This window comes from Microbacterium esteraromaticum (assembly GCF_900163815.1).
GTDB classification, from domain to species: domain Bacteria; phylum Actinomycetota; class Actinomycetes; order Actinomycetales; family Microbacteriaceae; genus Microbacterium; species Microbacterium esteraromaticum_B.
Window position 1 is genome coordinate 1 of the sequence record NZ_FUKO01000041.1, and the last position, 22,047, is coordinate 22,047.

Here is a 22,047-nt window from a genome sequence, read left to right on the forward strand (position 1 = left end):
CATTTCTATGTCACGACGCTCGCTCAGAACCCAAGCTCATCGGTGAATCGAGGCTTAGTCACTGCGCACTCCTTCTCTGATGCTGTGTTGTGCCAACCGTCGGCGGAACGCTCCAGAGCCGTCAGTCGTCTGTGCGGAAGCCGGCCGCTTTGTGTGTGCCATCACAGAACGGCTTGATTGCAGACAGCCCACATCTGCACAGTGCCACCGTGCGACGGCGGCGTTCGATGATCGCCCCATCGGCGGTGCGCAGATCTACATCTCCGCGCAATAGCAAGGGGCCATCCGGATACGGAGTGATCGTTGCGCGCTCTTCGCTCATGATTCTGCGCCCGTCCGCAGAGACGATTCGCCATTGGACCAGGCCCGAAGCATGTGAGCGCCGGCCCAGCTGTCTACGGCGAGGCATGCGGCCGCACCGAACATGATGTCTTCCAGCAGGTCCGGCCTGTCTTCAGCGAGAGCGCCCGCGAGATCGCGACCGGCGATCTGCTCATGCACAGCATCCGCCTCGACATGTTCGTCGAAGTAGTCGGTGACGTCGTCCCCGAAGCCGAGCCGTCGAAAGCCGTCACCATACATTCGGTTGGGCACCGAGGATGTCATCTCGAATGCAGCGAGGTGGCCGACGATGGCTCCGACGAGGCGCCTGTTGATGCCGAACATCGACATCATGTTGTGCGAGGCAAGGGTGATCGCCGGCACGTCGTCGACATAGGCGCCATACGTGTCTTCCAGGCCGAAACCGCGCATGGAAGCGGCGAAGATCGTCGCGTGAACACGATCCGGTCGGCCGCCGCCGTATTCGTCCGCCTGAATCTCTACGAGTGCTGCCTTCGCACGCCCATGCAGGCGCGGAATCGCCCAGGAATGGGGATCCGCTTCATGCAACGTATATATCGAGCGCTGCATCAGGAACTCTCGAGCCTGCTCTCTCGTCGCCTTCTTGGCGACGTAACGCGACAGGCTCGGACCGGAGTCAGCTTCAGCCAGCGCGAACAGCGCTCTGGAGACCGTATCCACCGTCGGATGCGGCAAGTCTGGCGTCGAGATCTTCTCTCGAAGGGTGCGTTCAAAATGCTCTTCCAGAATTCGCCGAGTTTCGATCAGATCCGGGTCCCATTCGAGCGCGGGATCGAATTGCTGAAACGATCCGTAGGCCGAGGCGTACAGTGCGAACAGGGCGAGCTGGATGTCGTCATCGAGGATTACGTCCGATGTTTCAGCAACCGCAAGTCGAGCCAACTCCGTGTGCTCACGATCTGCCGAGGAGTCGGTCAGACTGTGCAACACGCAACTGCTGAGCGGCCCGCGCGCGACGAACGGAAGGCGGATGGTCTCCGGGGCGACGGTGATCTGCGACACGATCAATCTCCACTTCTGGGTCTACCAGAAGTTTGTCGCGATTGATCTAGTGGGTGAACCGCCTTGACCACCGTGCATTATGCCGGTAGGAGGGTTGGCAGATTCTTTGGCGGAGACGAGGGGATTCGAACCCCTGGTCCCCATAAGGGGACTCCACCTTAGCAGTGCCTTGGGAGTCACATTGGCCGCGTAATCGTGCTCACTCGTGCACCGAATGCACGCCTGGTTTCGGCGTGTTCGGCGGTGCGACTCCCCTGCTGCTCCCCTGGGTCGACCGACTGCGATGTCGGATACAGGTCTTGCGGATGCCTTCGCAGAAGCGATGCGGCGTTCGAATTGCGCTCGCCCCTATGAGGCTCAGCCTGGCGTGTTCGTTCGCTGTCAATCACGGCGATCGGCAGTGTGCCCATCGTGCGCGGCACAGTATCGGGGTGATTGGCAGCGGCTCGCGCGTTCGGGCATGTACGATGCTGACGGGCAGCCGGTGAAGGGCTTCCGCTACTTCTTCATCACGCTCAGTGCTCCCAGCTTTGGCGCTGTTCACCGAATCCCGAAGCCCTGGGACCATGCCGGACGAATGTGCGCGTGCGGTGTCACACATGCGCCCGCTGACGTTGATCTGCGCGGCATCCCGGTTGACCAGGACAGATACGACTACAGCGGTCAAGTCGAGTGGCACGGCACAGTTTCGCGCCTGTGGGCGTCGTCGGTGGATGCGATGCGACGGCGTGCATCCTCGATGGAGTACTTCGTGGTGCGCGAGGTTCAGGCTCGGATGGCGCTGCATCTGCACGCAGTGGTGCGGGTGCCGGAAGGGTCGCCGGTCAATGCGTCACTGATGGGTGCGGCTGCTCGAAGCGCAACGGCTGCGCATCCGGTAACCGGAGAAGTCATGGCATGGGGGCAAAAGGGCGTGCAAGATCGGGAGATTCTGCCACGACATTCTCGTGAGGAAGGCGTGCCGCCCGACATGTCTACGGCGGCGGCTCGCGTCATCGGGTACGTGTCCAAAGCTCTGAATTACAGCCTGAAGGACATCACACCGGGACAGGATGCCGCTGACAGCAACCCATCGCCCGACCGGTTCGAGTTCGTGCGTCGCCTGCGGCACGCTGCGCGGTTTCAGGTGCGCTGCAAGGACTGTCCGCCATCTGGTGCAGCGGATTGCTCGAAGCGTGCGCATCGTTCGCTGGGGTATGGCGGGCACACGGTGACGATGAGCCGTCCAACGAAACAGCGTCCAGGCTGGTCGTTCGCTCATCTGACCCGGAAGCGCATCCGCGAAGAACGAATGGCGTGGGCCGCTTCAAACTCGACACGCGATGACGCTGGCGGGATCGGACACGATGAGGTCTGGTGGGCTAATTACGCCGCTGACCTGAGGGCGCGACGTGCTCGGGAGTCTTGGGAGTCTCGACAGCACGCCCGCGCACCGTAACGGCAATTGTTCGGAATGGCCTCGCTGGTGACGGTGGGGCTAGTCGGCGTGTTCCTAGTCGAGGGCAAGGGCGCTAGCGCCTGCGGCAGGCCCGATACGGGGCAGTGATTCGCCGGAAATTGCCGACATGAGAAGGTCGGGTTCGTGCGAGGGCGGGACGGGGCACGGCGAGAACGGCGCCAGCCGCACGCGCAGCCGTGCCCCGTCCCGCCCTGCGACCGCGAAGCGGTCGCTTTATTCATGGATAGGAACTTTAGTCGGTGATGGTGGTCGTACCGATGATGTCGGAGGCGGACGATAGGTTTGCCAGAGACGAGAGGAAGACCAACGTGACTACAGTTGTGCGACGCATTCAGGAGGTGACCCAGCCTCGCGGCGGGTACATCAACGCGAGGTCAATGGAGGTGCGGCGACTGGACGACGGTGGGCCATCACCTATCGATCACAAGGTCGAGAACATCCACGCTTCGCTGGTGGGCATGGCCGTGGACTACCTCACGCGTCTTGCGACTGGCTCTGATCCTCGGGATGCGTTTGCCATATCGATTAGGGGCGCGGCATACATCGGGCGTGCTGAACTTGCGACCGCTGAGGCGGAAGTCGGCAGTCTCGTCGCGGGCAAGGTGGATAGCTATGCGATTTTGTCAGCCTGCAAGCTCGCGGGCTACGACGTGGGCTATCGAGTTGGACCGATGGCGTACAACCCGGACGCGCGTACGAAACCCGACAAAATTACGACCGACCACATCGCAGCGATGGTCGAGCGCTCACTAACTTTCTTTCAGAGCTACGGGCCTGTCACGCTCGACGGGTTCACATTCCCCGGCGGCTACAGCGATCTAGTCACGGCAGGTGACGGCGACTTCCTCACTGCGGACACGCTCTGGGATTTCAAGGTATCGGTGAACGGCCCCACGAAAGATCACACCCTCCAGATACTCATGTACTTACTCATGGGTCTACGCTCGGGCCAACCGGAGTTCAAGAGCATCACGCATTTGGGGGTATTCAATCCACGCCTGAACGCCGTGTATCGAATCGCACTTGCGGACGTGCCCGCCGATGTCGTAGCGACAGTTAGCCGCGACGTTATCGGCTACTAGTTCCGACCCGTACCGTCGTGATATCAAGAGAATGCCCTGATCTCATCGAGAAATCAGGGCATTCTTGTGTTCGCTTGGTAGAGAAAATCTCAGAGCGGGCTACCCGAGTGATGACTCGGAGGCCGGTTGGAACGTACAAAATCAGCAATCGTCCCCGGTCAGGCTGGCTGTCACTCTGCCAGGGTTGTAAGTCGCGTAGAGACATTGACGAATCGGTAGGTGCGGAACTCCTGACGGCGGACGGGCACCTGCACTTCGACGACCGGAAGTTCTCGCTGCCCGTTGCGGCGCGCTTCGGTCAGCGCGTCTGCTAGTCGCTTCAACTGCTGCCAAAGCGCATCCTTGGCGAAGTTCGAAGCAGAAGAGAATCCTAGGGCAGCTGCAAGGGTCGTCTGCCGCGTGCCCGAACTAAGCAACTGGGCGGCGACTAGAACGGTTCGAGCTTGCAAGCGGCGGGTGGCGTCCTGCGTGTTGCGGAGCAGTTCGATGCCGTCAAGCTCCGGCACCTGCGTTCCGTCAGCGCGCGACGTGGCGACAGAGGATGCCTGCTCCAGCCCTGGCTGCAACGCACCTTCGACAAGCTCGCTAATCGCGTCGTCGTGCAATTCATTGACGTTCATTGCGACCTCCGGCTTGACACTCATCGTTCTAGGCTTATAGTTTTTACTGGTAGCCAGGTAAACCTACCGAGGCTACGGAGTAACTACTACCCAAGGAGTATAGATCATGAGCAACAAGAAGAAGGTTTCGGAGAACGAGCAGATTCGGCAGCTGTTCGAGCTGCCGGAGGTGAAGAAGCTTCGTGAAGAGGTGGAGGCGCGAGCGCGAAAGAACGCTCGTATGCCGCGCGAGGTTAGCCTGAAGAGCTTGTCGACGCTGCAGAAGCTGCTGATTTGGCAGCGGGTGGTGGAGATCGCGGCGGTTGCAGCAGTGAAGACGGAGTTCCTGCGTGAGTCGAGTACGACGATCAAGCCGGTGACGCTGATGAAGCGTCTTCAGCGTGGCGCTGTTCGCGTTTGGGGATTCTGCTGATGGCCGGGTCGGTCAGCCTGCCCTTCGGGTCAGGGGTCAAGTTGCTTGCTAAGAGCGGTCAGCCCGGACGCGCAGCTTATGAATTCGACAAAGAGGCTGGGAAGTCGTCTGATCGTCCTCAGCGCAACGCTCGGGGGGCAGCGGTGTTCAGGCATCCCGCCCTTCTTCAGCTTGCCGACGGAGCCGACGTCATCGACGTGAATCTCACGGTTGATCGCGAAGAAGGTTTCGGGGCATTTCAGGAGATCACCTTGGATGCTGCAGACGCGCGAATCACGGTCAGCAACCAGAAGGATTCTTTTGATCTGAGGGTGAGCGTCAGCGGCTCGTGGCAGGGCGGCAAGAGAGCTACTTCCTGATGCGTGTAGTACGGGTTTTTCGTCGTGGTGGCTACCGGATCGTCATCGTTCCGGTAGCGGCTGCGGCTGCCCTCGGCATCTTGGTCGCGTGTTCACCGGCCTCGCAGGTGGATAGTCACGCGACTGCTTCCCCGGAGCCGCCGGTCGTTGAACACGATCCGTACTCATCCCGTGTTTCGAGGGTGGTCGTCGGTTCCGAACCTGGCACCGCTTCGGTAGATATGTACTTGCCCGTTTTCCAAGACGGTGCTGCCGTGACGGTTTCAGTGCTCGAGGGTACTGAGTCTCGCGAGTTGTGCCACGTCGTTGTGGAGGACGTGGCGGTGACAGAAGGCGTGTGCGTCGTGGAGCCGTTGGACCCCGACGAGAGATATGGGCTAGATGGGGTGCTGCTTTTCCTGCAAGACATTCCTGACACCGACTTTTACGAGATCGATGTGCGGGGACTGATCCGCTTGGAGGATGGCGCTTTGGATGCCGAGCATGGCAACCGTGCGGTTCACAGGTTGGGGAATCTGCTTACTTCTGATTGACGGTGATGCTCGGCAAGGTGGGCGCGTTGTGTGCGCTGGTGGGTTCGATTCCTACTCCGAGTTCTGCAGCACGAACGGTTCGTGTGATGAAGGGGAAGGTGGTCGGCGATGAACAGGTTCATCACGGCGGTAGTCGCAGTAGTTGTGGCTGTGTTCTTGCTCGGGTTCGGGTTGTTCGGTGCGCCGAGTGGCATGGAGTCCGTGGCGGTGCTCGGTCGTGCGCTGTGGACGATACTCATCATCGGTGCGGTGCTGGTCGTCGCTGTCGCTCCCCTGCGTCGGCGGATGCTCGGGCGTAGTCGGCTGCTCGGGCGGTTGTTTGCGCCACGTCTGGCCCGCGCTGACGCTGCCGCGTTGTCACCTCACGAGCTGAAGGCGCTTGGTGTACTGCGTCGCCCGGAAGCATGGGGTATGGCTGCTGCGCTGACAAGGGAAACCGTAGACCGGAAGGGGCAGCGGGTTCGCCTATGGCCGGCGTTAGCTGGTGTCGAGTTGACTCCGCTCGGGCCGGCTGCACGATTCGCGAATCCCCCGGGCGTGACCGCTGGCGATTGGGATGTGGCGCGGGTTAGCTCGGCGGTCGGCTTCCATGTCGAAATCAGCCCTGCTGGCGCGTCGTCGGTATTGGTCACGGCGCGCACTCGTGATCCGTTCAAGGGGGCGGCAAAGTCGTCTGGCGGTTCACTTGCGGCGGGTATTCCGTGCGGTGTGCAGGAGGATGGTTCGCCGCTACTGGCGAGCTTCGCGAATCAATCGGGCGCGGTCGTCGGGGGCGTTCCTGGCTCAGGCAAGAGCGCCGGGGCAACGAGCATCATCGCCCAGCTGTGCGCTGACCCCGCTGCGCAGTTCGTCGTGATCGACGGCAAAGGCGGTTCGGACTGGTCGTGGGTCGCTCCGCGTGCAGCGCTGCTGAACACGGATGACGAAAACCTCGAGGCGGTGAAGGCGCAGCTACTTGCGGTCACGAGTCTGATGCGGTGGCGGTTGCAGACGCAGAAGGAGCGTCGGGGTACGTCGAACTTCTGGCACGCCGGAGCGACAGCCGAAGAGGGATTCGTCCTCGTGGTGGTGGACGAGTGCCAGTCTTTCTTCGACCCGAAAGAGCACATGACGAAGGCAGCGAAGGAGCTTTCGCAGGAGATTGCAGCGCTCACTGTCAATCTGGTTAAGAAGGGTCGCTCGGCGGGCATCTTCGTGATGTCGATCACGCAGAAGCCGACTTCGGACAGCATCCCGTCGGCACTCTCCGCAAACTGCGGCGTGAAGTGGGCGTGCCGTGTAGAGACACGGGCTGCTGAGGAGTCCATTCTTGGTGCTCGCCCGGACGGGACGCCGGACAGTGCTTCGCCCACGCTCATTCCCGAGACTCGCCCTGGTGGGGTGACGGTCAAGCGTGGTGGCGAGTGGGTGCGCGCACGATTCTCGTACACGCCGGAGGCTGAGGCCGCTGCCATTGCTGAGCGTTACGCCAGCCTGCGTATCCCGTTCGAGCAGCTGACGGCAAGACAGCCTGTGTTCACAGAGGGAGACGACGTATGACCGTCGACGACCTCAACGCACGGATTGGGCGTGCGGAACGTGCCGCGATAGGTAAGGCGATGTGCGGGCGATGGACGAATACAGATGGCGAAGCGCTAATAGCTCTATACGACGAACGCAGATGCCGCTACGAGGAGAAGGGATCGGATGATGAATGACGCACCGCGCGTTCCTAGTGATGAGTGGCGTTCTCCTTTCGAGGGCCTGATTCCGGGCCAGCGGACATTCAACGAAAACGGCAACTTCCAGCTCAATGCTGGCCCGCTCCCTGGCATTGATCCTCCTGGACGGTGGCGCATGCGGGACTTCGGGCCTGTGCACGTCACGACGTACGGGAATGTGCTCAGCATCTCGACGCTCATCGAGATTGTGCCTGCCGCCGATGGTGGAAACGCCGCGATAGGTGGCAATCTCTCGTACGTGCTCACTGAGGAACAACGCCGCATCGTGGCGGAGATACGGAGGTGGCGTGATGAGTAAGACGACGGATACGCCGCTCTGGTACACCACCGAGGAATTGGCGGCTCTTATGCGCGTGGACAGGTCAACTATCTCCAGGCGGCTCAAGGACGGTACCTTCCCGCTGACTCCCCTCGTGCTTGGTTCGCGTCGTCTGTGGGCCGTTCAGGATGTACACCAACTCGCGGGGCTGACTGTTGAGCATTGAGCGACGTGAGACGGCATCGGGTGTTCGGTGGCGCGTTCGGCTGCATGCTGGTGGCCGGGTCGTGGCGGATAAGACGTTCACGACTCGGCGTGCGGCCGAGATATACGAACGGCAGGAAAAGGAAGCGTTGCACGTTGGCGGGTTCGTCTCCCCTCAGCGACAGCGCACGCCTGTCTCCGAGGTCGCCGCTGCGTTCCTCGAAGCACGGTCTGGCCAGGTTGCCCCGCACACTCTGCGCACGGATCGGGATAACCTGGCGGCTCTTCCGCCTAAGTTCGCCGCTCGTCCTATCGGGTCGGTGTCTGAGGCGGATGTGCTTTCGTTACTCACTGATCTGCTGGGTAGCCGCGCGCATTCGACGGTTTCGCGGATTCGGACGACTCTCTCTGCGCTCTGGTCGTGGGCGGTTCGGCAGCGTCTTACTCCGTCCAATCCAGTGCGTGGTGTGCGGATGCCGTCTGGCGCTGTGCAAGCTCACGAGGGTGCTCCGCTGACGGCTTCGGTCTTGAGGCTCATGCTCGACGTTCAGCGGGAACGGTCGCCACATGGCGCACTCATCACTGAATGGCTGAGCCTTACGGGGCTGCGCTGGTCTGAGTTGAGGGCGCTGCGGGTCGGCGACCTGCAAGATCAAGATGTACCGTTTCCCGCCGTGCGGGTTCTGCGGGCACAGAGCGACGGGTATGCGGAGAAGGCTCCAAAGTCTGCGCGTGGACGCAGAGCAGTGCCGCTCGTTGCGCGTGCTCATGACATCGCGAGGGAGTGGGCATCTGGCAAAGGCCCGACGAACTACCTGGCAACAAGCGCGACAGGTCTGCAACTGCGCGGCACGTACTTCCGTCGGGCGGTCGCGTGGACGATGACCTCTCCAGAGCACACGATTCACGATCTCCGGCACTACGCTGCGAGCACTTGGCTCCGGCAAGGTATCCCGATCAACCAGGTTGCGGCCTGGCTGGGCGACGATCCGCGCACCGTCTTGAAGATTTATGCGCACGTTCTTGGGGAGGCGCAGGACATCGAAGCGCTGCACCGCCTGAACTCGCCGGTCCCCTCACACTCCCCTGAGAACGTATCGAATCACGATTCGCGGGAAGGAGGGCGGTCGACAGAACCTCGTAAAACAGGTTCTGACCAGGGAAAAACTGGCGGAGACGGAGGGATTTGAACCCTCGGTCCCCGTAAGAGGACTCCACCTTAGCAGGGTGGTGCACTAGGCCGGACTATGCGACGTCTCCGTGCATCCAGCTCAGAAAGCATGGATGCGCCTTGCAATCATAACGGTTCCTGGCCGCTGCCACGAATCGCGGTGGTCAGCGCCGCACGTTGCCGTTCGAGCAGGTCTGCTGGGCGGCGGAGTTGCCCTTGATCGACGATGGCAGCTCCACGACGTCACCAGGTGTCGGCGTCGCGCTGGGCGTGGGGTCAGGCGTGGCGCCCGGTTCCGGCTCGGCCACGACGACACCGTCGTACTTGGTGTTCTGGTGGGTGATCTGCAGCTGCTTGTTCGCTGAGATCGCGTCCCAGAGCGCGGTCGCCGCGGTCTGGTTCGGAACGACCTTGTTGCGGTTGTCCGGGTCTTCCAGCGTCGGGTACTGCACGAAGACGATGTCTTCGAACGGCACGCTCTTCACGGCCAGCGCGATCTGCACGATCTTCATCGGGTCGGTCAGCGAAGACGACGGCTCGATGTTGTTCAGTCCGGTGTCGGCGAGCTTCAGCATGACCGGCACATTGCCCAGGACCTCGCCGCTGATGAGCTTGCGCGCGAGGCTCGACATGTACTGCTGCTGGTTGCCGATGCGGCCGAGGTCGCTTCCGTCGCCGACGCCCTTGCGCGTGCGCAAGAACTGCAGCGCCTCCAGGCCCTTGATGGTGTGCGTGCCTGCGGCCATGTCGAGGTTAGTGAAGCTGTCCTTGATAGGACTGGCGAGGCACACGTCGACACCGCCGATGGCATCTGTGATCTCGATCACGCCGCCGAACGTGACTGTTGCAGCGAACTCAATATCCTCACCGGTGAGCTCGGTGATGGTCTTCGCGACGCAGTTGAGACCACCATCGGCGTAGGCGGAGTTCAACGGCTGCTTGCTCATCGCTGAGCGGGTATTGCCATTCTCATCGACGCACTCGGGAATCGGGATCATCATGTCGCGGGGAAAACTCACCGCGGTGATCCGACGCGGTTCTTCCGAGACGTGGACGAGAAGGTTCACGTCGTTGAGCGAGCCCTCAGAATCCTTGCCGTCGCAACGCTCACCGAACAGGTGCGCGTACTTCGGCTCGCAGGTGTCGACACCGACCAGCAGGATGTCGAACCCGCCCGGGTAGGCGGCGATGTCGGGCGGGAGTTCTTTCTGCCCGTCCAGGTCTACCGCGTTCGCACTGACGGTGGTTCCCCAGCTCGTGAGCACGTACCCGACGACACCGACACCGCTCACCAGCACGATCGCCAAGGCTATGCCGATCAGCTTCAGCAGTTGCCCCATGGCAGACGGTGAGCGAAGCTGGCCATGCTGGGCTACGGGAAGCTGGGGAGTCCTGCTCACTCGGTGCCTTTCGATCTTCTGCGGAGGGTGTGGGATTCGAACCCACGGGACATTGCTGCCCACTGGTTTTCAAGACCAGGTCCATCGGCCGCTCGGACAACCCTCCTGGCTCGGTTCACACCGAGTCAGGCGTCGAGTCTATCCGGTTCGCGCGGCAGCCTTTTCACCAACGCCCCATTTTGCCCTGATCACCTGGGGAGACCCTGTGCCCTCGCCACCGTCAGAGGCCAGCTCAACAGCCCCGAAGCAGGATCACAGCAGCGTGCGCAGCACCGTGGCCAGGCCACCGACATCAACGTGCCCGGTCACCTCGCCGGCGACCTGGTGCACGTCTTCCGGTGCCTGCCCCATCGACGCCGCGCGGCCACCGCCGTCGACCGCCCACTCGAACATGCCGATATCGTTGCGACCATCGCCGACCACAAGCACCCGGTCACGAGCGATGCCCTGCACGTCGCGAACCCGCTCGAGCGCCGTGCCTTTGTTCACTCCGTGCGGTGCGATGTCGAGCCAGGCCGTCCAGCCGACGGCGTACGAGACTTCGTTGAGGCCGGCCTCGGCGACGAGCCGGTGGAAATCGGCCTCATCGTGTTCCGGCGATACGACGACCACACGGGAGACGGGCTGTGCGGCGAGTTCTTCCATGCTGACCTCGCGCCCGTTGTCGAGCGTCCAATCGTGCAGAAGCTGGGTGTACAGCCGCTGCCCCGAGCCGAGCTCCACCATGTACCGTGCCTCCGGAAGGCGCTCCGTGAGGAGCCCGAGCACCGTCTTCGGATCGAAGACCTCGACGTGCCACCGCTCCCATTCATCGCCGACGCGGCGCATGGTCACGGCACCGTTCGAGCACACCGCGTACTCGGCGGTCAGTTCGAGCAGCTCGTGGTACCGCTGTGTCGCCGACCAGCTGCGGCCGGTGGCGAGCATGACCTCATACCCGGCATCCCGAACCTCGGCCACCGCCTCTGCAACTCCGGGGCTGAGGGTCTCGTCCTGCAGCAGAATCGTGCCGTCGATATCCAGGCCGACGAGGCCGCGAGCGGTCACTCCGTCGCCTGCGCTTCGACAGCACCCGCGGAGTCAGCATCCGCAACCGCTTCCGTCCACCCCACCGGGCGCAGCATATCCATCCCGCCGAGATACGGTCGCAGTACCTCCGGCACCGTCACCGAGCCATCGGCCTGCTGATGCGTCTCCAGCAGCGCGACGATCCAGCGCGTCGTCGCCAGCGTTCCGTTCAGCGTCGCGACGTTCGTGGTCTTCTGCGCGTCTTCGGGGCGATACCTGATGTCGAGCCGGCGCGCCTGGTAGGTCGTGCAGTTCGAGGTGGACGTCAGCTCACGGAACGCCTCCTGCGTCGGCACCCACGCCTCGATGTCGAACTTGCGGGCAGCGCTCGAGCCGAGATCGCCCGCGGCGACGTCGATCACTCGGTACGCGAGTCCCAGCGCCGTGAGCATCTCCTCCTGCAGTGCGACCAGCCGGTCATGCTCGGCCTCGGCATCTTCAGGCGTCGTGTAGACGAACATCTCCAGCTTGTTGAACTGGTGCACGCGGATGATCCCGCGAGTGTCCTTGCCGTACGAGCCAGCCTCGCTGCGATAGCAGGTCGACCATCCGGCATACCGCAGTGCGCCGTCGCCCAGGTCGACGATCTCGTCCTTGTGGTAACCGGCGAGCGGAACCTCGCTCGTGCCGACCAGATACAGGTCGTCCTTGTCGAGGTGGTAGACCTCGTCGGCGTGCTCGCCGAGAAAACCGGTGCCCTGCATGATCTCCGGGCGCACCAGGGTCGGCACGATCATCGGCGTGAAGCCGTTGGCGAGCGCCTTGTCGAGCGCGAGGTTCATCAGCGCGATCTCGAGCCGCGCGCCGATGCCCTTCAGGAAGTAGAAGCGAGCGCCAGACACCTTCGCGCCGCGCTCCATGTCGATGGCGCCCAGCAGCTCGCCGAGCTCGAGATGGTCGCGCGGCTCGAAGTCGAACTTCGGAACCTCGCCGACGTGGCGCAGCTCGATGAAATTCTCCTCGCCACCGGCAGGAACCCCGTCGATCACGATGTTCTCGATGCGCGACAGAGCGGATGCCGCAGCCTCAGCCGCCTCACCGGATGCCCGCTGCGCCTGCTTGACGCGCTCCGCGAGATCCTTGGCCTGCGCCACCAGGGCGGCCTTATCGTCCTTCGGCGCCTTCGCGACTGTCTTGCTGAACGCATTCTGCTCGGCTCGCAGCTCTTCGAACGCGCTGAGCGCGCTGCGACGCGAACGATCCGACTCGATTGCGGCATCAACGGTGTCAACCGCATTGCCGCGCGCCAGCTGGGAGCGTCGGACGAGGTCAGGCTCATCACGGAGAAGGGCGAGATCGATCATCAGGCAAGTCTATCGAGCGTCCTCCCCGCGCGTTCAGCCGTAGAGTGGCGGCATGACGGCATCCGAGACTCCGCGCACACACGCGGCACTCGTTCTCAACCCCGTCAAGGTCGACGCCCACCGACTGCGCACCGCGCTGCTGACTCTCTCCGAGGATCACGGCTGGGCGCCGCCGCGGTTCTACGAGACCCGCGTCGACGACCCCGGCCAGCTCATCACGCGCACCGCCCTCGATGACGGGGCATCCGCCGTGCTCGCGGCGGGTGGCGACGGCACGGTGCGCGCCGCCGCCGAGGCGATGGCGGGAACCGGCATCCCATTCGCCGTCATCCCCAGCGGCACGGGAAACCTCTTCGCGCGCAACCTGTCGCTGCCGCTCGCGCGCCCCGAGACGATGATGGATGCTGTCTTCACCGGGATGACCCACCCGGTCGACATCGGCTGGGCGAAGCTCACCCGCGAAGACGACACCGAGACCGAACATGCCTTCGTGGTGCTCGCCGGGATGGGCCTCGACGCCGACATGATCGCCAATACCAAGACTGAACTGAAAAAGTCGGTCGGCTGGGTGGCGTACATCGATGGTGCCGCGCGTTCGCTGCCCGGAGCCAAGCCATTCCGGGTCGTGTATCAGATCGACGACGGCCGCCTGCATTCCACCAAGGTGCACAGCATGCTGTTCGCCAACTGCGGCGCACTGCCTGCGGGCATCGCACTCATGCCCGATGCCTCACTCGACGACGGCCGCATGGACATCGCGGTGATCCAGCCGACCGGGCCGCTGGGCTGGCTGGGTCTATGGCGCAAGGTCTGGTGGGACAACTCGGTGCTGACCCGTTCACGCGCCGGCCGACGCGTGCTTGAGCGCCGCGGCCGAAATGCGTCGATCCGCTACCTGCACGGCCACGTCGCCGAGACCGCAATGGTCGCACCGACCTCGATCGAACTCGACGGCGATGCCTTCGGCGCGGCAGTGCGGATGACCTGCCGCATCGAGCAGGGCGGCCTGCGCATCGTGCTCCCCTCCGGGCACGACGTCTCGCGTTTCTGAGGTCCCCGCGAACGGCGGATGCTGCGCGACCAACGGATGCTGCCGGTCAGCGGATACTGCCGATGCTGCTTGTCAGCCGACGACGGCGACCTTTCCGTCGAGGTTGTCCCCACGGAGGGTGAGCTCGAACGGCGCATCGTCGTCATGCTCGCGCGGCAGCATGATCGCTGTGACGCGCGGAACGAAGTCCATCGTGCACACGCGATCGACGGTGGCGAAGGTGATCGTGGCACCGGCATCCGTGTGGTCGATGTCTTCGATGACCGGCGGGCACGTCGATGATCCCCAGGTGAGGAGGGTGATGCCGTCGTCTTCGAACCATCCGGCCGATGGCTGCTGTTCGCTGATGCCCTGCGGCGCCTCTGCCAGAGCGTCGAGATCGACGCCTTGACTGCGCGGAGCGTAATCGACCTGCACGTCGACATCCTGCGTGACGTCGACGCCATCGGGCGTGCTGACGAACAGCCCACGCGGCACCAGGTCGTCGGTGCAGACCTTCTCGTCGTTGTTGCTGAGCGTCACGGCGATCGTCTGTCCGTCTGCGGTGACGTCGCCCAGCACCGGAACACAGGTCGATGAACCCCAGGTGATGATGGCGAATCCGCGGCCGTCGTCGATCCACGCGGTCTCGATGTCGCCGCCATCGCTGCCCGGAACGGTCGGGTTCGCGCTGGCGCTCTGCCCCGGCGTGCTGGTGGGCGGCGGCGAAGCCGGAGACTGCGCGCAGCCAGCGATCAGCACAGCCGCGGCAGTGAGGGCGAGAGCCGAGAAGGCGGAACGCCGTCGAGAAGAAGTCATGGGCTCAGGCTACCCGGGCTCGGAATCTGTCGCCGAGCAACCGCGCACTCACTGCAGCGCAGAGGTGAGCCGAGCGAGGTTGTCGAGCACGGTCGAGCGCAGCGGCTGCTGCGACCATTCCTCGAGGGTCAGCTCTCGGCTGAGCGTGCGGTAGGTGTCTTCGAGCTCGCGCATCTCGGCGACGAATTCCTCACCGCGCACGAGCATCGACACCTCCATGTTCAGACCGAACGAGCGCATGTCCATGTTGCTCGACCCGATCACGGCGGTCTGGTCGTCGATGGTGAGGCTCTTCGTGTGCAGAATGTACGGGCGCGGGTACAGCCAGATGCGCACTCCGGCTCGCAGCAGCGCCTCGTAGTAGCTGCGCTGCGCGTGGTAGACCATCGCCTGGTCACCCTCTTCTGACACGAACAGCTCGACCCGCACACCACGGTCCACGGCACCGGTGACGGCGAGCAGCAGCGCTTCATCGGGCACGAAGTACGGGCTCACGATCATGATCTGATCCTTCGCCGCGTAAAGCAGCGCGAGGAACAGCCGCAGGTTGTTCTCGACCTCGAATCCGGGGCCGGATGGCACGATCTGGCAGTCGAGATCGCCCTCACCGGTTTCAACCCGTGTGATGTCGATCCCCTCGGGAACGCGGTCGGTCTCGGCGTAGTAGTCCGTCAAGAAAACCGCGTTCAGGCTCGCGACGACCGGCCCGTCGACGCGCACCATCAGATCGACCCAGTGCAGACCGCGCTTGATGTTCTTGGGCAGGTTGTACGTCGAATCGGTGACGTTCTGCGAGCCGACGTATCCGACCCGGCCATCGACCACGAGCAACTTGCGGTGGTTGCGCAGATCGGGGCGCTGGATGCGTCCGCGCAACGGCTGCACCGGCAGCATCAGGTGCCAATCAGCCCCCATGGCCTCAAGGCGTCGGATGGTCTCGCGATATCTCGGCTTCCAGCGGTTCGCCCAGTAGTCCAGCAGCACTCGCACCGGAACGCCGCGCGACACCGCATCCTCCATCGCCCGGAAGATGCCATCGGTCGCCTCGTCGGACTGCAGAATGTAGAACTCGATGTGCACGTGTTCCTGCGCATCGCGGATCGACTCCGCCATTGCATCGAGCGAATCCTGGTAGCCGCTGATGAGGTGCGCGCCGTTGTCGCCGGAGAGCGGCAGAGCGCCCATGGCATGGTTCATCGTCACCAGTGGCGGAAACCATTCCGGCGCATTCGGGCGCAGCGTGCCGAACTTCAGGTGGCTGGCCGTGTCGAGGATGTACTCGTTGATGCGCTCCTGCTTCTTCCGCCGAGCGCGCGGCAGCTTCGGGTTTCCGATCAGCAGGAACAGCAGCACCCCGAACACTGGAATAAAAAAGATCGCCAGCAGCCACGCCATCGCAGAAGTAGGGCGACGGTTGCGAGGAATCACGATGACCGCGACGATGCGGACGGTCAGATCGATAGCGATATATCCGAATGCCGCCCACCACGGCCAAGAGGCCACAAGCGTTGCGGTATCCACCGTGCGCGCTCCTTCATCTCGGCCATGCCGACTAGTGCCTGGGATCAGAGTAGCCGCAGCGACCGACTTCGCCCGCACCTGCGAGCTGTCGGGCGGTTTCAGACGGAGGCGGGCCCGCGCGCAGGGCTCAGCGGATCAAGAGGCGCGAGGCGGGAGTCCGCGCGCAGCGCGCTCCTCGGCCTCGATGCGAGCGTGGGCCTTCCGCTCGGTGCGGTCGGAGTGCAGGATGCCGCGCAGCACTACGACAAAAACGATGCACACGCCGATGGTCGGCAGAATCGACCATGCCGCCGCGACCCAGAAGTTCTCCACATTCTGATGATACGCCCCGAGGCTATGGGTGGGCGCGGAGCAGCATCCGCTCGCCCCATTCCGTCTGCACCATTGCGCGATAACGCCTCCACCGCACAATCCGTGGGATCTGCCCTCGTGCGTGACGGTGGCCCTCGCCACACTCGCCGTATGAGCACAGTCATCAAAGCCACAGATCCGGCCGAGTTCCTCGGCCTTGTTCCCTCGCTCGCCGGTTTCACACCACGACAGAGTCTCGTCATGCTGCCGTTCCACGGCAAGCGCACGCACGGCGCGATGCGCATAGACCTGCCCGGTACCGAGATCGAGGCCGAGACCTTCGCGGATGTCGCGCTGCAGGCGCTGCTGCAGGTCAGTGGCGTGGATGCGGTCGCGTTCGTCGTCTACACCGACGAATGCGCTGTGTCGGTGCCAGACGGCACGCTGCTGCCGCACCTCGCGATGACGGAGGCACTGCTCGACGTCTGCGTGCAGACCGGTCTGCGTCTCGTCGAGGCGCTGTGCGTGACACCGGACGGCTGGGGCGATTATCTGACGGATGAGGCGCGAATCGAGTCGCTGGAAGACATCCCCGGCCCGCCGTCGCTGCCAGGAATCGGCGATGTCAGCGGCGATCAGCTCGCCGGAGCCGCACTGCCGCCGAGCAACCTCGTCGAGCGGGAACAGGTCGGTCGGGCCCTGCAGGAACTCACGCACGTCTTGGAGCGGCACGAGCAGGGCCGTGCGCACATCGGCGCGGGAGACAATCCGATCGCGCTCGACGTGGCGGCGGTGATTCTCGACGATCTGCCGAGCTTCGCCGAGGCGCTGCTGGAGATGCCGTCCGACGCCGCCCCGTATTCCTGTGCCGCGCTGCTCTGGTGTCTGAACCGCCCGGTGCTGCGCGACGCGATCCTGGTGCAGTGGGCCACTGACCTGGACTTCGGCTACCACGCGCTCGATGCGCAGCTGGAGTTCTCAGACCGCGGCTCGGGTGTTCCGGATGCTGTCGGCGAGGTGTTCCTCGGCCGCGGGTCCCGACCCGACATCGACCGCCTGGGCTGCGCACTGGAGGTGGTGCGGTTCGCGATCGCCCGCGCGCCGCAGCCTGCGAAGGTCGGCGCACTCACCGCAGCAGGATGGCTGGCATGGGCATTGGGCCGCTCTTCGCACGCTGGCGAGTACGTCGATCAGGCGCTGGCGATCGATCCGCACCACAGCATGGCGTCGCTCATCTCGACCATGCTGTCGGCCGCGATGCTGCCGGAATGGTCGCTGCGCAGACCGTGAGTTCTGGTGGGCTACTTGACCAGCGGGAAGAGAATCGTCTCGCGGATGCCGAGGCCGGTGATGGCCATCAGCAGGCGGTCGATGCCCATCCCCATTCCACCTGACGGCGGCATGCCGTGCTCGAGCGCGCGCAGGAATTCCTCGTCCACCGGCATCGCCTCGACGTCGCCACGGGCGGCGAGCTTCGCCTGTTCGACGAAGCGCTCGCGCTGGATGACCGGGTCGATGAGCTCGGAATAGCCCGTCGCCAACTCGAATCCGCGAATGTAGAGGTCCCATTTCTCGACGACGCCAGCGATCGAGCGGTGCTCGCGCACCAGCGGAGACGTGTCGACGGGGAAGTCCATCACGAACGTGGGACGCACGAGGTCGACCTTCACGAAGTGCTCCCAGAGCTCTTCGACGAGCTTGCCGTGCGTGGGGTGCGGGGGGATGTCGACGTCGTTCGCCTCGGCGAACGCGATCAGATCCTCCACCGCGTCGCCCGGCTGCACGGTGCGTCCGCAGGCGGCAGACAGCGATTCGTACATCGAGATGCGGTCCCAGTCGCCGCCGAGCTCGTACTCGGTGCCGTCTGCCCAGGTGACCGTCGTGGATCCGGTGACGGCGACCGCTGCGTTCTGCACGAGTTCCTGCGTGAGATCGGCGATGCCGTTGTAATCGCTGTATGCCTGGTACGCCTCGAGCATCGCGAACTCCGGGCTGTGCGTGGAGTCGGCGCCCTCGTTGCGGAAGTTGCGGTTGATCTCGTACACCCGGTCGATACCGCCGACGACGGCGCGCTTCAGATACAGCTCGGGGGCGATGCGCAGGAACAGTTCGGTGTCGAACGCGTTCGAGTGCGTGATGAACGGACGAGCGGATGCTCCGCCATGCTGCACCTGCAGCATGGGTGTCTCGACCTCGAGGAAGTCGCGCGCAGTGAAGGTGGCGCGCAGGCTGGCGTTCACCGCAGCGCGAGCGCGCACGGTGGTGCGCGCCTGGTCGCGGACGATCAGGTCGAGGAAGCGGCTGCGCACCCGCGTCTCTTCGTTGAGGTCGCCGTAGACGTTCGGCAGGGGGAGGATCGCCTTCGAGGCGATCTGCCAGCTGTCGACCATGATCGACAGCTCGCCGCGACGGCTGGAGATGACCTCGCCGTGCACGAAGACGTGGTCGCCGAGGTCGACGAGTTCCTTCCACTCCGCGAGCGATTCCTCGCCGACGTTGGCCAGCGACACCATGGCCTGGATGCGCGATCCGTCGCCGGCCTGCAGGGCTGCGAAGCAGAGCTTGCCGGTGTTGCGGCTGAAGACGATGCGGCCCGCGATGCCGACGACCAGTCCGGTCTGCGTGTCGGCCTCGATCTCGCCGTACTCCGAGCGGAGGGCAGAGATGCTGTGGGTCACGGGCACCGATACCGGGAAGGCACCGCCACCGGCATCCACTCGGTTCGCGATCAGTTTGTCGCGCTTGGCGAGGCGAACCGCTTTCTGCTCGAAGATGTCGTCCTCGGGGATCGGCGCAGACGCGTCAGTCATGGGTGGGGCTCCTTGAAGAAAGTCTCGTCCAGTCTACCGGCGAGCCCGCACCGTCCCGAAGCCGCCGACTCCCCCGCGTTAGCCTCTTAACCATGCGAGTCCACCGAGGTGACCACCGTTCTGACAGTCAAAAGCGGATCCTCACCGTTCTCACGATGATGGTCGGGCTGCTGGCGGCTGTGCTGTTGCCGGCATCCGCAGCATCCGCCGACGTCGACGACTTCTCCTACTCGTCGTGGGACGCGCACTACGCCGTATCGCTCGATGCCGAGGGCCGAGCCGTAGCGCACGTCACCGAGACGCTGGTGGCCGAGTTTCCCGACGCCGATCAGAACAAGGGGATCGTGCGCGGGTATCCGGAGCGCTACGAGGGTGCGGGCATCAGCCTCGACATCGTCTCGGTGAAGGATGCCGACGGGCAGCCCATGCCGTATGAGACGGAATCCGACGACGGGATGCTCTACGTGCTCACCGGCGACGACGACTACGTGCACGGCGCCACCACCTACGTGATCGAGTACACGATGCGGGACTTCATGGTCACCGGCTCGAAGTCGCACAACGACGAGTTCTACTGGGATCTGCTCCCCCTCGACAGCACGCAGCCGATCGACCGTGTCGACATCGAACTGTCGTTCTTTGGCGCGCTCGCGCATGCCTTCACCGGTGATAGCGCCTGCTATGAGGGCGGTTACGGCAGCAGCCGTCGCTGCGACCTCGATGGACCGCGCACCGACGGAGACGCCCAGGTGTTCCGGGTGACGTCAGGTGAACGCGACGCCGGCGACGGCATCACCCTCGCCATCGGCTTCGACGCAGGCACCGTTACGCAACCCGCGGCCCGTCAGCCCGACCCGGTGGCCGACTTCGGTGCCGCTGGATTCGGCGCAGGCGCCCTCGCGCTCCTCACCGGTTCGTGGTTCGCCGTCGCACGCCTGGCACGCAAGCGCCGCATCGCGACCGGCATCATCGTGGCCCAGTTCGACGTGCCAGACGAGCTCGAGCCGCTGACCGCCGCCGCACTCATCCCGCGGTCTCCGAACCCCATCCCCGCCGAGCTGGTGCATCTGGCCGTGCAGAGCGCGGTGCGCCTCGAAGAAGAAGCAGACAGCAAACGTCCTTCCGTGCGGCTGCTCGATCGCGAGGCCGTCACAGCTCCCCTCGACCTCGCCACTCTCGATGCGGTGTTCACCGGCGGGTCCCGGCTGCGCGTGATTCCGCGCACAAACGAGAAGTTCGCGAAGCGGATGACGAAGCTCGCGGCCAAGGGGAAGGCTGCGGCGAAGACGCACGGATGGGTGACGACCGAGCGCAGTCGCGCAGCGATGGCCCTGGCCGGGGTGGGCATCGCCCTGCTCCTCGGCGCGGTCGCGCTGCTGGTGTGGAACCTCACACTCGACCGAGACATGCTGCCGCTGTCGGTCGCTGCGGTCATCTTCACCTTCACCGCTGCCGTGATCACCTCGTTCGTGGCCTTCGGCAAGCACACCGTGCTCACTCGCGACGGCGCCGAGCGCTACGAGTACCTGATGGGCCTGAAGGAGTTCATCCGCGTCGCGGAGGCCGACCGGATGCGGATGCTGCAGTCATACCAGGGCGCTGAGCGGCGCAGTGATGGCCAGGTCGATGTGGTGCACCTCTACGAGAAGCTGCTCCCCTACGCCATGCTGTTCGGCGAGGAGAAGACCTGGACGCAGGTGCTGCAGACCGCGTACGACACGGCGGACACGCACCCGATCTGGATCGCCCACGCAGCGAACATCAGCATCGGCGCGAATCTCTCGCGCTACTCGCAGTCAGTCCGCTCGGCGGCCAGCTATTCGGCGTCGTCGTCATCGTCGGGTGGTTCGATGGGCGGCGGCTTCTCGGGCGGCGGCGGGGGCGGCGGGTTCTCCGGCGGGCGCTGACGCGTAGCGCTCAGAGCGCAGGCGATGGGCCGATCGAATCGGATTCATCGCGCAGCGCGCGCTCGACAGCCGACTGCACGAGCGCAGACAGGTAGCCGCCGGGGTTCCCCACGCCGATGCCGCGCAGAAGTCCCGTCGCCTGCTGCACAATCGATCGTGAGAATTCGGATGCTGTGGCGATCGCCTCCGCGTACGCAGCGCGGTCTTGTTCGGCGATGACGACAGGTTCGCAGCCCATCTCCACGGCGAGCGCCTGCGCGATCGGCAGCACCGCGGCGGGAGCGGTGACGCCGGCGAACGAGGCCTGCAGCTGTCGCAGGTCGAGCGTGGTGCCGTTGAAGAGGATCGCCGGATGCACGGCCAGGGGAATCGCGCCATGCTCGGCAGCGGGACGCAGCACGTCGATGCCGTAGGCCGGATCGACGTGCAGCACGAGTTGCCCCATCTGCCATCCGCCGACGTCCGCGATGCCCTGCACGAGTGCCGGCAGCTCATCGTGCGGCACGGCGATCACGACGAGCTCGCTGCGCCGCACGACCTCGACGGCGTCGAGTACCGGCGCACCGGGCAGCACTGCAGCAGCCCGATCATCGTCTGAGCCGCTGGTGATGCCGGTGATGGCATGGCCGGCACCGGCGAGGGCGGCCCCGATGACGGGGCCGACCTTGCCGGCGCCGATGATGCCGACGCCGAGGCGTCCGGGTGCAGTCAT

Annotated in this window: 23 protein-coding genes and 2 tRNA genes; 12 read left to right on the top strand and 13 right to left on the bottom strand. The window is 64.3% G+C overall.

Annotated features, from left to right (window positions below):
- Window positions 1-121: 121 nt before the first annotated feature.
- On the bottom strand, window positions 122-409 hold the full coding sequence (locus tag FM104_RS14270; protein WP_306298525.1) for a CDGSH iron-sulfur domain-containing protein: 288 nt from the start codon (window positions 407-409) through the stop codon (window positions 122-124).
- Entirely contained in the window at window positions 319-1,365 is a 1,047-nt protein-coding gene (locus tag FM104_RS14275) for an iron-containing redox enzyme family protein (RefSeq protein WP_256971683.1), read from the bottom strand. Before FM104_RS14275 ends, FM104_RS14270 begins: the two co-directional genes overlap by 91 nt.
- A 322-nt stretch (window positions 1,366-1,687) precedes the next feature.
- Here FM104_RS14275 and FM104_RS14280 point away from each other — a divergent pair, with 322 nt between their 5' ends.
- Together FM104_RS14280 and FM104_RS14285 are read left to right on the top strand one after the other, a co-directional pair.
- A complete protein-coding gene (locus tag FM104_RS14280; RefSeq protein WP_373407857.1) occupies window positions 1,688-2,803 on the top strand; it encodes a replication initiator in 1,116 nt (371 codons plus the stop codon).
- Window positions 2,804-3,066: 263 nt separating this feature from the next.
- Window positions 3,067-3,906, top strand: coding sequence for a hypothetical protein (locus FM104_RS14285; protein WP_218778590.1), 840 nt, complete (start codon window positions 3,067-3,069; stop codon window positions 3,904-3,906).
- A gap of 170 nt (window positions 3,907-4,076) precedes the next feature.
- On the opposite strand, the gene FM104_RS14290 is transcribed toward FM104_RS14285, so the two are convergent.
- Entirely contained in the window at window positions 4,077-4,550 is a 474-nt protein-coding gene (locus tag FM104_RS14290) for a hypothetical protein (protein ID WP_143738440.1), read from the bottom strand.
- An 82-nt stretch (window positions 4,551-4,632) separates the two neighbouring features.
- Between FM104_RS14290 and FM104_RS14295 the strand changes: the two genes are divergently transcribed.
- The 7 genes from FM104_RS14295 (at window position 4,633) to FM104_RS16910 (ending at window position 9,204) form a co-directional block, all read left to right on the top strand.
- A complete protein-coding gene (locus FM104_RS14295) occupies window positions 4,633-4,938 on the top strand; it encodes a hypothetical protein (RefSeq protein WP_087132901.1) in 306 nt (101 codons plus the stop codon).
- The gene (locus tag FM104_RS14300; protein WP_087132902.1) at window positions 4,938-5,297 is read left to right on the top strand and encodes a hypothetical protein; all 360 of its coding nucleotides are present in this window, start codon (window positions 4,938-4,940) and stop codon (window positions 5,295-5,297) included. Before FM104_RS14295 ends, FM104_RS14300 begins: the two co-directional genes overlap by 1 nt.
- 254 nt (window positions 5,298-5,551) lie before the next feature.
- Window positions 5,552-5,830: a hypothetical protein gene (locus FM104_RS14305; protein WP_143738442.1), complete on the top strand. Its 279-nt coding sequence runs from the start codon at window positions 5,552-5,554 to the stop codon at window positions 5,828-5,830.
- A 108-nt stretch (window positions 5,831-5,938) separates the two neighbouring features.
- Entirely contained in the window at window positions 5,939-7,369 is a 1,431-nt protein-coding gene (locus FM104_RS14310) for a hypothetical protein (RefSeq protein WP_087132904.1), read from the top strand.
- Window positions 7,370-7,519: 150 nt separating this feature from the next.
- Window positions 7,520-7,849 (top strand): hypothetical protein, encoded by a 330-nt coding sequence (locus FM104_RS14315; RefSeq protein WP_143738444.1) that lies wholly within the window; start codon window positions 7,520-7,522, stop codon window positions 7,847-7,849.
- Window positions 7,842-8,036, top strand: a complete 195-nt coding sequence (locus tag FM104_RS16645; protein WP_087132906.1) for a helix-turn-helix transcriptional regulator — start codon at window positions 7,842-7,844, stop codon at window positions 8,034-8,036. Before FM104_RS14315 ends, FM104_RS16645 begins: the two co-directional genes overlap by 8 nt.
- A gap of 61 nt (window positions 8,037-8,097) precedes the next feature.
- Complete coding sequence (locus FM104_RS16910) at window positions 8,098-9,204, top strand: tyrosine-type recombinase/integrase (RefSeq protein ID WP_087132907.1); 1,107 nt, start codon at window positions 8,098-8,100, stop codon at window positions 9,202-9,204.
- Here FM104_RS16910 and FM104_RS14330 read toward each other — a convergent pair.
- The 5 genes from FM104_RS14330 to serS form a co-directional block, all read right to left on the bottom strand.
- Window positions 9,183-9,274 (bottom strand) — tRNA-Ser (locus FM104_RS14330). The genes FM104_RS16910 and FM104_RS14330 overlap by 22 nt on opposite strands.
- A gap of 75 nt (window positions 9,275-9,349) precedes the next feature.
- Window positions 9,350-10,585, bottom strand: coding sequence for an LCP family protein (locus FM104_RS14335; RefSeq protein ID WP_256971684.1), 1,236 nt, complete (start codon window positions 10,583-10,585; stop codon window positions 9,350-9,352).
- Between the two features lie 21 nt (window positions 10,586-10,606).
- Window positions 10,607-10,691 (bottom strand) — tRNA-Ser (locus tag FM104_RS14340).
- Between the two features lie 146 nt (window positions 10,692-10,837).
- A complete protein-coding gene (locus tag FM104_RS14345) occupies window positions 10,838-11,632 on the bottom strand; it encodes an HAD family hydrolase (RefSeq protein WP_087132909.1) in 795 nt (264 codons plus the stop codon).
- On the bottom strand, window positions 11,629-12,957 hold the full coding sequence (gene serS / locus FM104_RS14350; protein ID WP_087132910.1) for a serine--tRNA ligase: 1,329 nt from the start codon (window positions 12,955-12,957) through the stop codon (window positions 11,629-11,631). Before serS ends, FM104_RS14345 begins: the two co-directional genes overlap by 4 nt.
- 52 nt (window positions 12,958-13,009) lie before the next feature.
- On the opposite strand from serS, the gene FM104_RS14355 reads away from it, so the two are divergent.
- Complete coding sequence (locus FM104_RS14355; RefSeq protein ID WP_087132911.1) at window positions 13,010-14,008, top strand: diacylglycerol/lipid kinase family protein; 999 nt, start codon at window positions 13,010-13,012, stop codon at window positions 14,006-14,008.
- Between the two features lie 72 nt (window positions 14,009-14,080).
- Here FM104_RS14355 and FM104_RS14360 read toward each other — a convergent pair whose 3' ends face one another.
- From FM104_RS14360 to FM104_RS16590, 3 genes are all read right to left on the bottom strand, one after another.
- Window positions 14,081-14,806 carry a hypothetical protein gene (locus FM104_RS14360; RefSeq protein ID WP_087132912.1) on the bottom strand — a complete coding sequence of 242 codons (726 nt, stop codon included), beginning with the start codon at window positions 14,804-14,806 and terminating at the stop codon, window positions 14,081-14,083.
- A 48-nt stretch (window positions 14,807-14,854) separates the two neighbouring features.
- Entirely contained in the window at window positions 14,855-16,309 is a 1,455-nt protein-coding gene (gene cls, locus FM104_RS14365) for a cardiolipin synthase (RefSeq protein WP_087132913.1), read from the bottom strand.
- Window positions 16,310-16,462: 153 nt separating this feature from the next.
- Window positions 16,463-16,639, bottom strand: a complete 177-nt coding sequence (locus tag FM104_RS16590) for a hypothetical protein (protein ID WP_179206825.1) — start codon at window positions 16,637-16,639, stop codon at window positions 16,463-16,465.
- A 150-nt stretch (window positions 16,640-16,789) separates the two neighbouring features.
- Between FM104_RS16590 and FM104_RS14370 the strand changes: the two genes are divergently transcribed.
- On the top strand, window positions 16,790-17,908 hold the full coding sequence (locus tag FM104_RS14370; protein ID WP_087132914.1) for a DUF4192 family protein: 1,119 nt from the start codon (window positions 16,790-16,792) through the stop codon (window positions 17,906-17,908).
- Between the two features lie 11 nt (window positions 17,909-17,919).
- On the opposite strand, the gene lysS is transcribed toward FM104_RS14370, so the two are convergent.
- Window positions 17,920-19,428 carry a lysine--tRNA ligase gene (gene lysS, locus FM104_RS14375; RefSeq protein ID WP_087132915.1) on the bottom strand — a complete coding sequence of 503 codons (1,509 nt, stop codon included), beginning with the start codon at window positions 19,426-19,428 and terminating at the stop codon, window positions 17,920-17,922.
- Window positions 19,429-19,520: 92 nt separating this feature from the next.
- Between lysS and FM104_RS14380 the strand changes: the two genes are divergently transcribed.
- The gene (locus tag FM104_RS14380) at window positions 19,521-21,335 is read left to right on the top strand and encodes a DUF2207 family protein (RefSeq protein WP_087132916.1); all 1,815 of its coding nucleotides are present in this window, start codon (window positions 19,521-19,523) and stop codon (window positions 21,333-21,335) included.
- 10 nt (window positions 21,336-21,345) lie between these two features.
- Here the strand turns inward: FM104_RS14380 and FM104_RS14385 are convergent, their stop codons facing one another.
- The gene (locus FM104_RS14385) at window positions 21,346-22,047 is read right to left on the bottom strand and encodes a DUF2520 domain-containing protein (RefSeq protein ID WP_087132917.1); all 702 of its coding nucleotides are present in this window, start codon (window positions 22,045-22,047) and stop codon (window positions 21,346-21,348) included.

Coding starts and splice junctions, on each gene's coding strand:
- FM104_RS14285 (WP_218778590.1), top strand. CDS start 3,067: ATGGTGGTCGTACCGATGATGTCGGAGGCGGACGATAGGTTTGCCAGA.
- FM104_RS14300 (WP_087132902.1), top strand. CDS start 4,938: ATGGCCGGGTCGGTCAGCCTGCCCTTCGGGTCAGGGGTCAAGTTGCTT.
- FM104_RS14370 (WP_087132914.1), top strand. CDS start 16,790: ATGAGCACAGTCATCAAAGCCACAGATCCGGCCGAGTTCCTCGGCCTT.
- FM104_RS14295 (WP_087132901.1), top strand. CDS start 4,633: ATGAGCAACAAGAAGAAGGTTTCGGAGAACGAGCAGATTCGGCAGCTG.
- FM104_RS16645 (WP_087132906.1), top strand. CDS start 7,842: ATGAGTAAGACGACGGATACGCCGCTCTGGTACACCACCGAGGAATTG.
- FM104_RS14380 (WP_087132916.1), top strand. CDS start 19,521: ATGCGAGTCCACCGAGGTGACCACCGTTCTGACAGTCAAAAGCGGATC.
- FM104_RS14385 (WP_087132917.1), bottom strand. CDS start 22,047: ATGACTGCACCCGGACGCCTCGGCGTCGGCATCATCGGCGCCGGCAAG.
- FM104_RS14290 (WP_143738440.1), bottom strand. CDS start 4,550: ATGAGTGTCAAGCCGGAGGTCGCAATGAACGTCAATGAATTGCACGAC.
- FM104_RS14360 (WP_087132912.1), bottom strand. CDS start 14,806: ATGACTTCTTCTCGACGGCGTTCCGCCTTCTCGGCTCTCGCCCTCACT.
- lysS (WP_087132915.1), bottom strand. CDS start 19,428: ATGACTGACGCGTCTGCGCCGATCCCCGAGGACGACATCTTCGAGCAG.
- FM104_RS14270 (WP_306298525.1), bottom strand. CDS start 409: ATGCCTCGCCGTAGACAGCTGGGCCGGCGCTCACATGCTTCGGGCCTG.
- FM104_RS14355 (WP_087132911.1), top strand. CDS start 13,010: ATGACGGCATCCGAGACTCCGCGCACACACGCGGCACTCGTTCTCAAC.
- FM104_RS14310 (WP_087132904.1), top strand. CDS start 5,939: ATGAACAGGTTCATCACGGCGGTAGTCGCAGTAGTTGTGGCTGTGTTC.
- serS (WP_087132910.1), bottom strand. CDS start 12,957: ATGATCGATCTCGCCCTTCTCCGTGATGAGCCTGACCTCGTCCGACGC.
- FM104_RS14315 (WP_143738444.1), top strand. CDS start 7,520: ATGAATGACGCACCGCGCGTTCCTAGTGATGAGTGGCGTTCTCCTTTC.
- FM104_RS14280 (WP_373407857.1), top strand. CDS start 1,688: ATGCGGCGTTCGAATTGCGCTCGCCCCTATGAGGCTCAGCCTGGCGTG.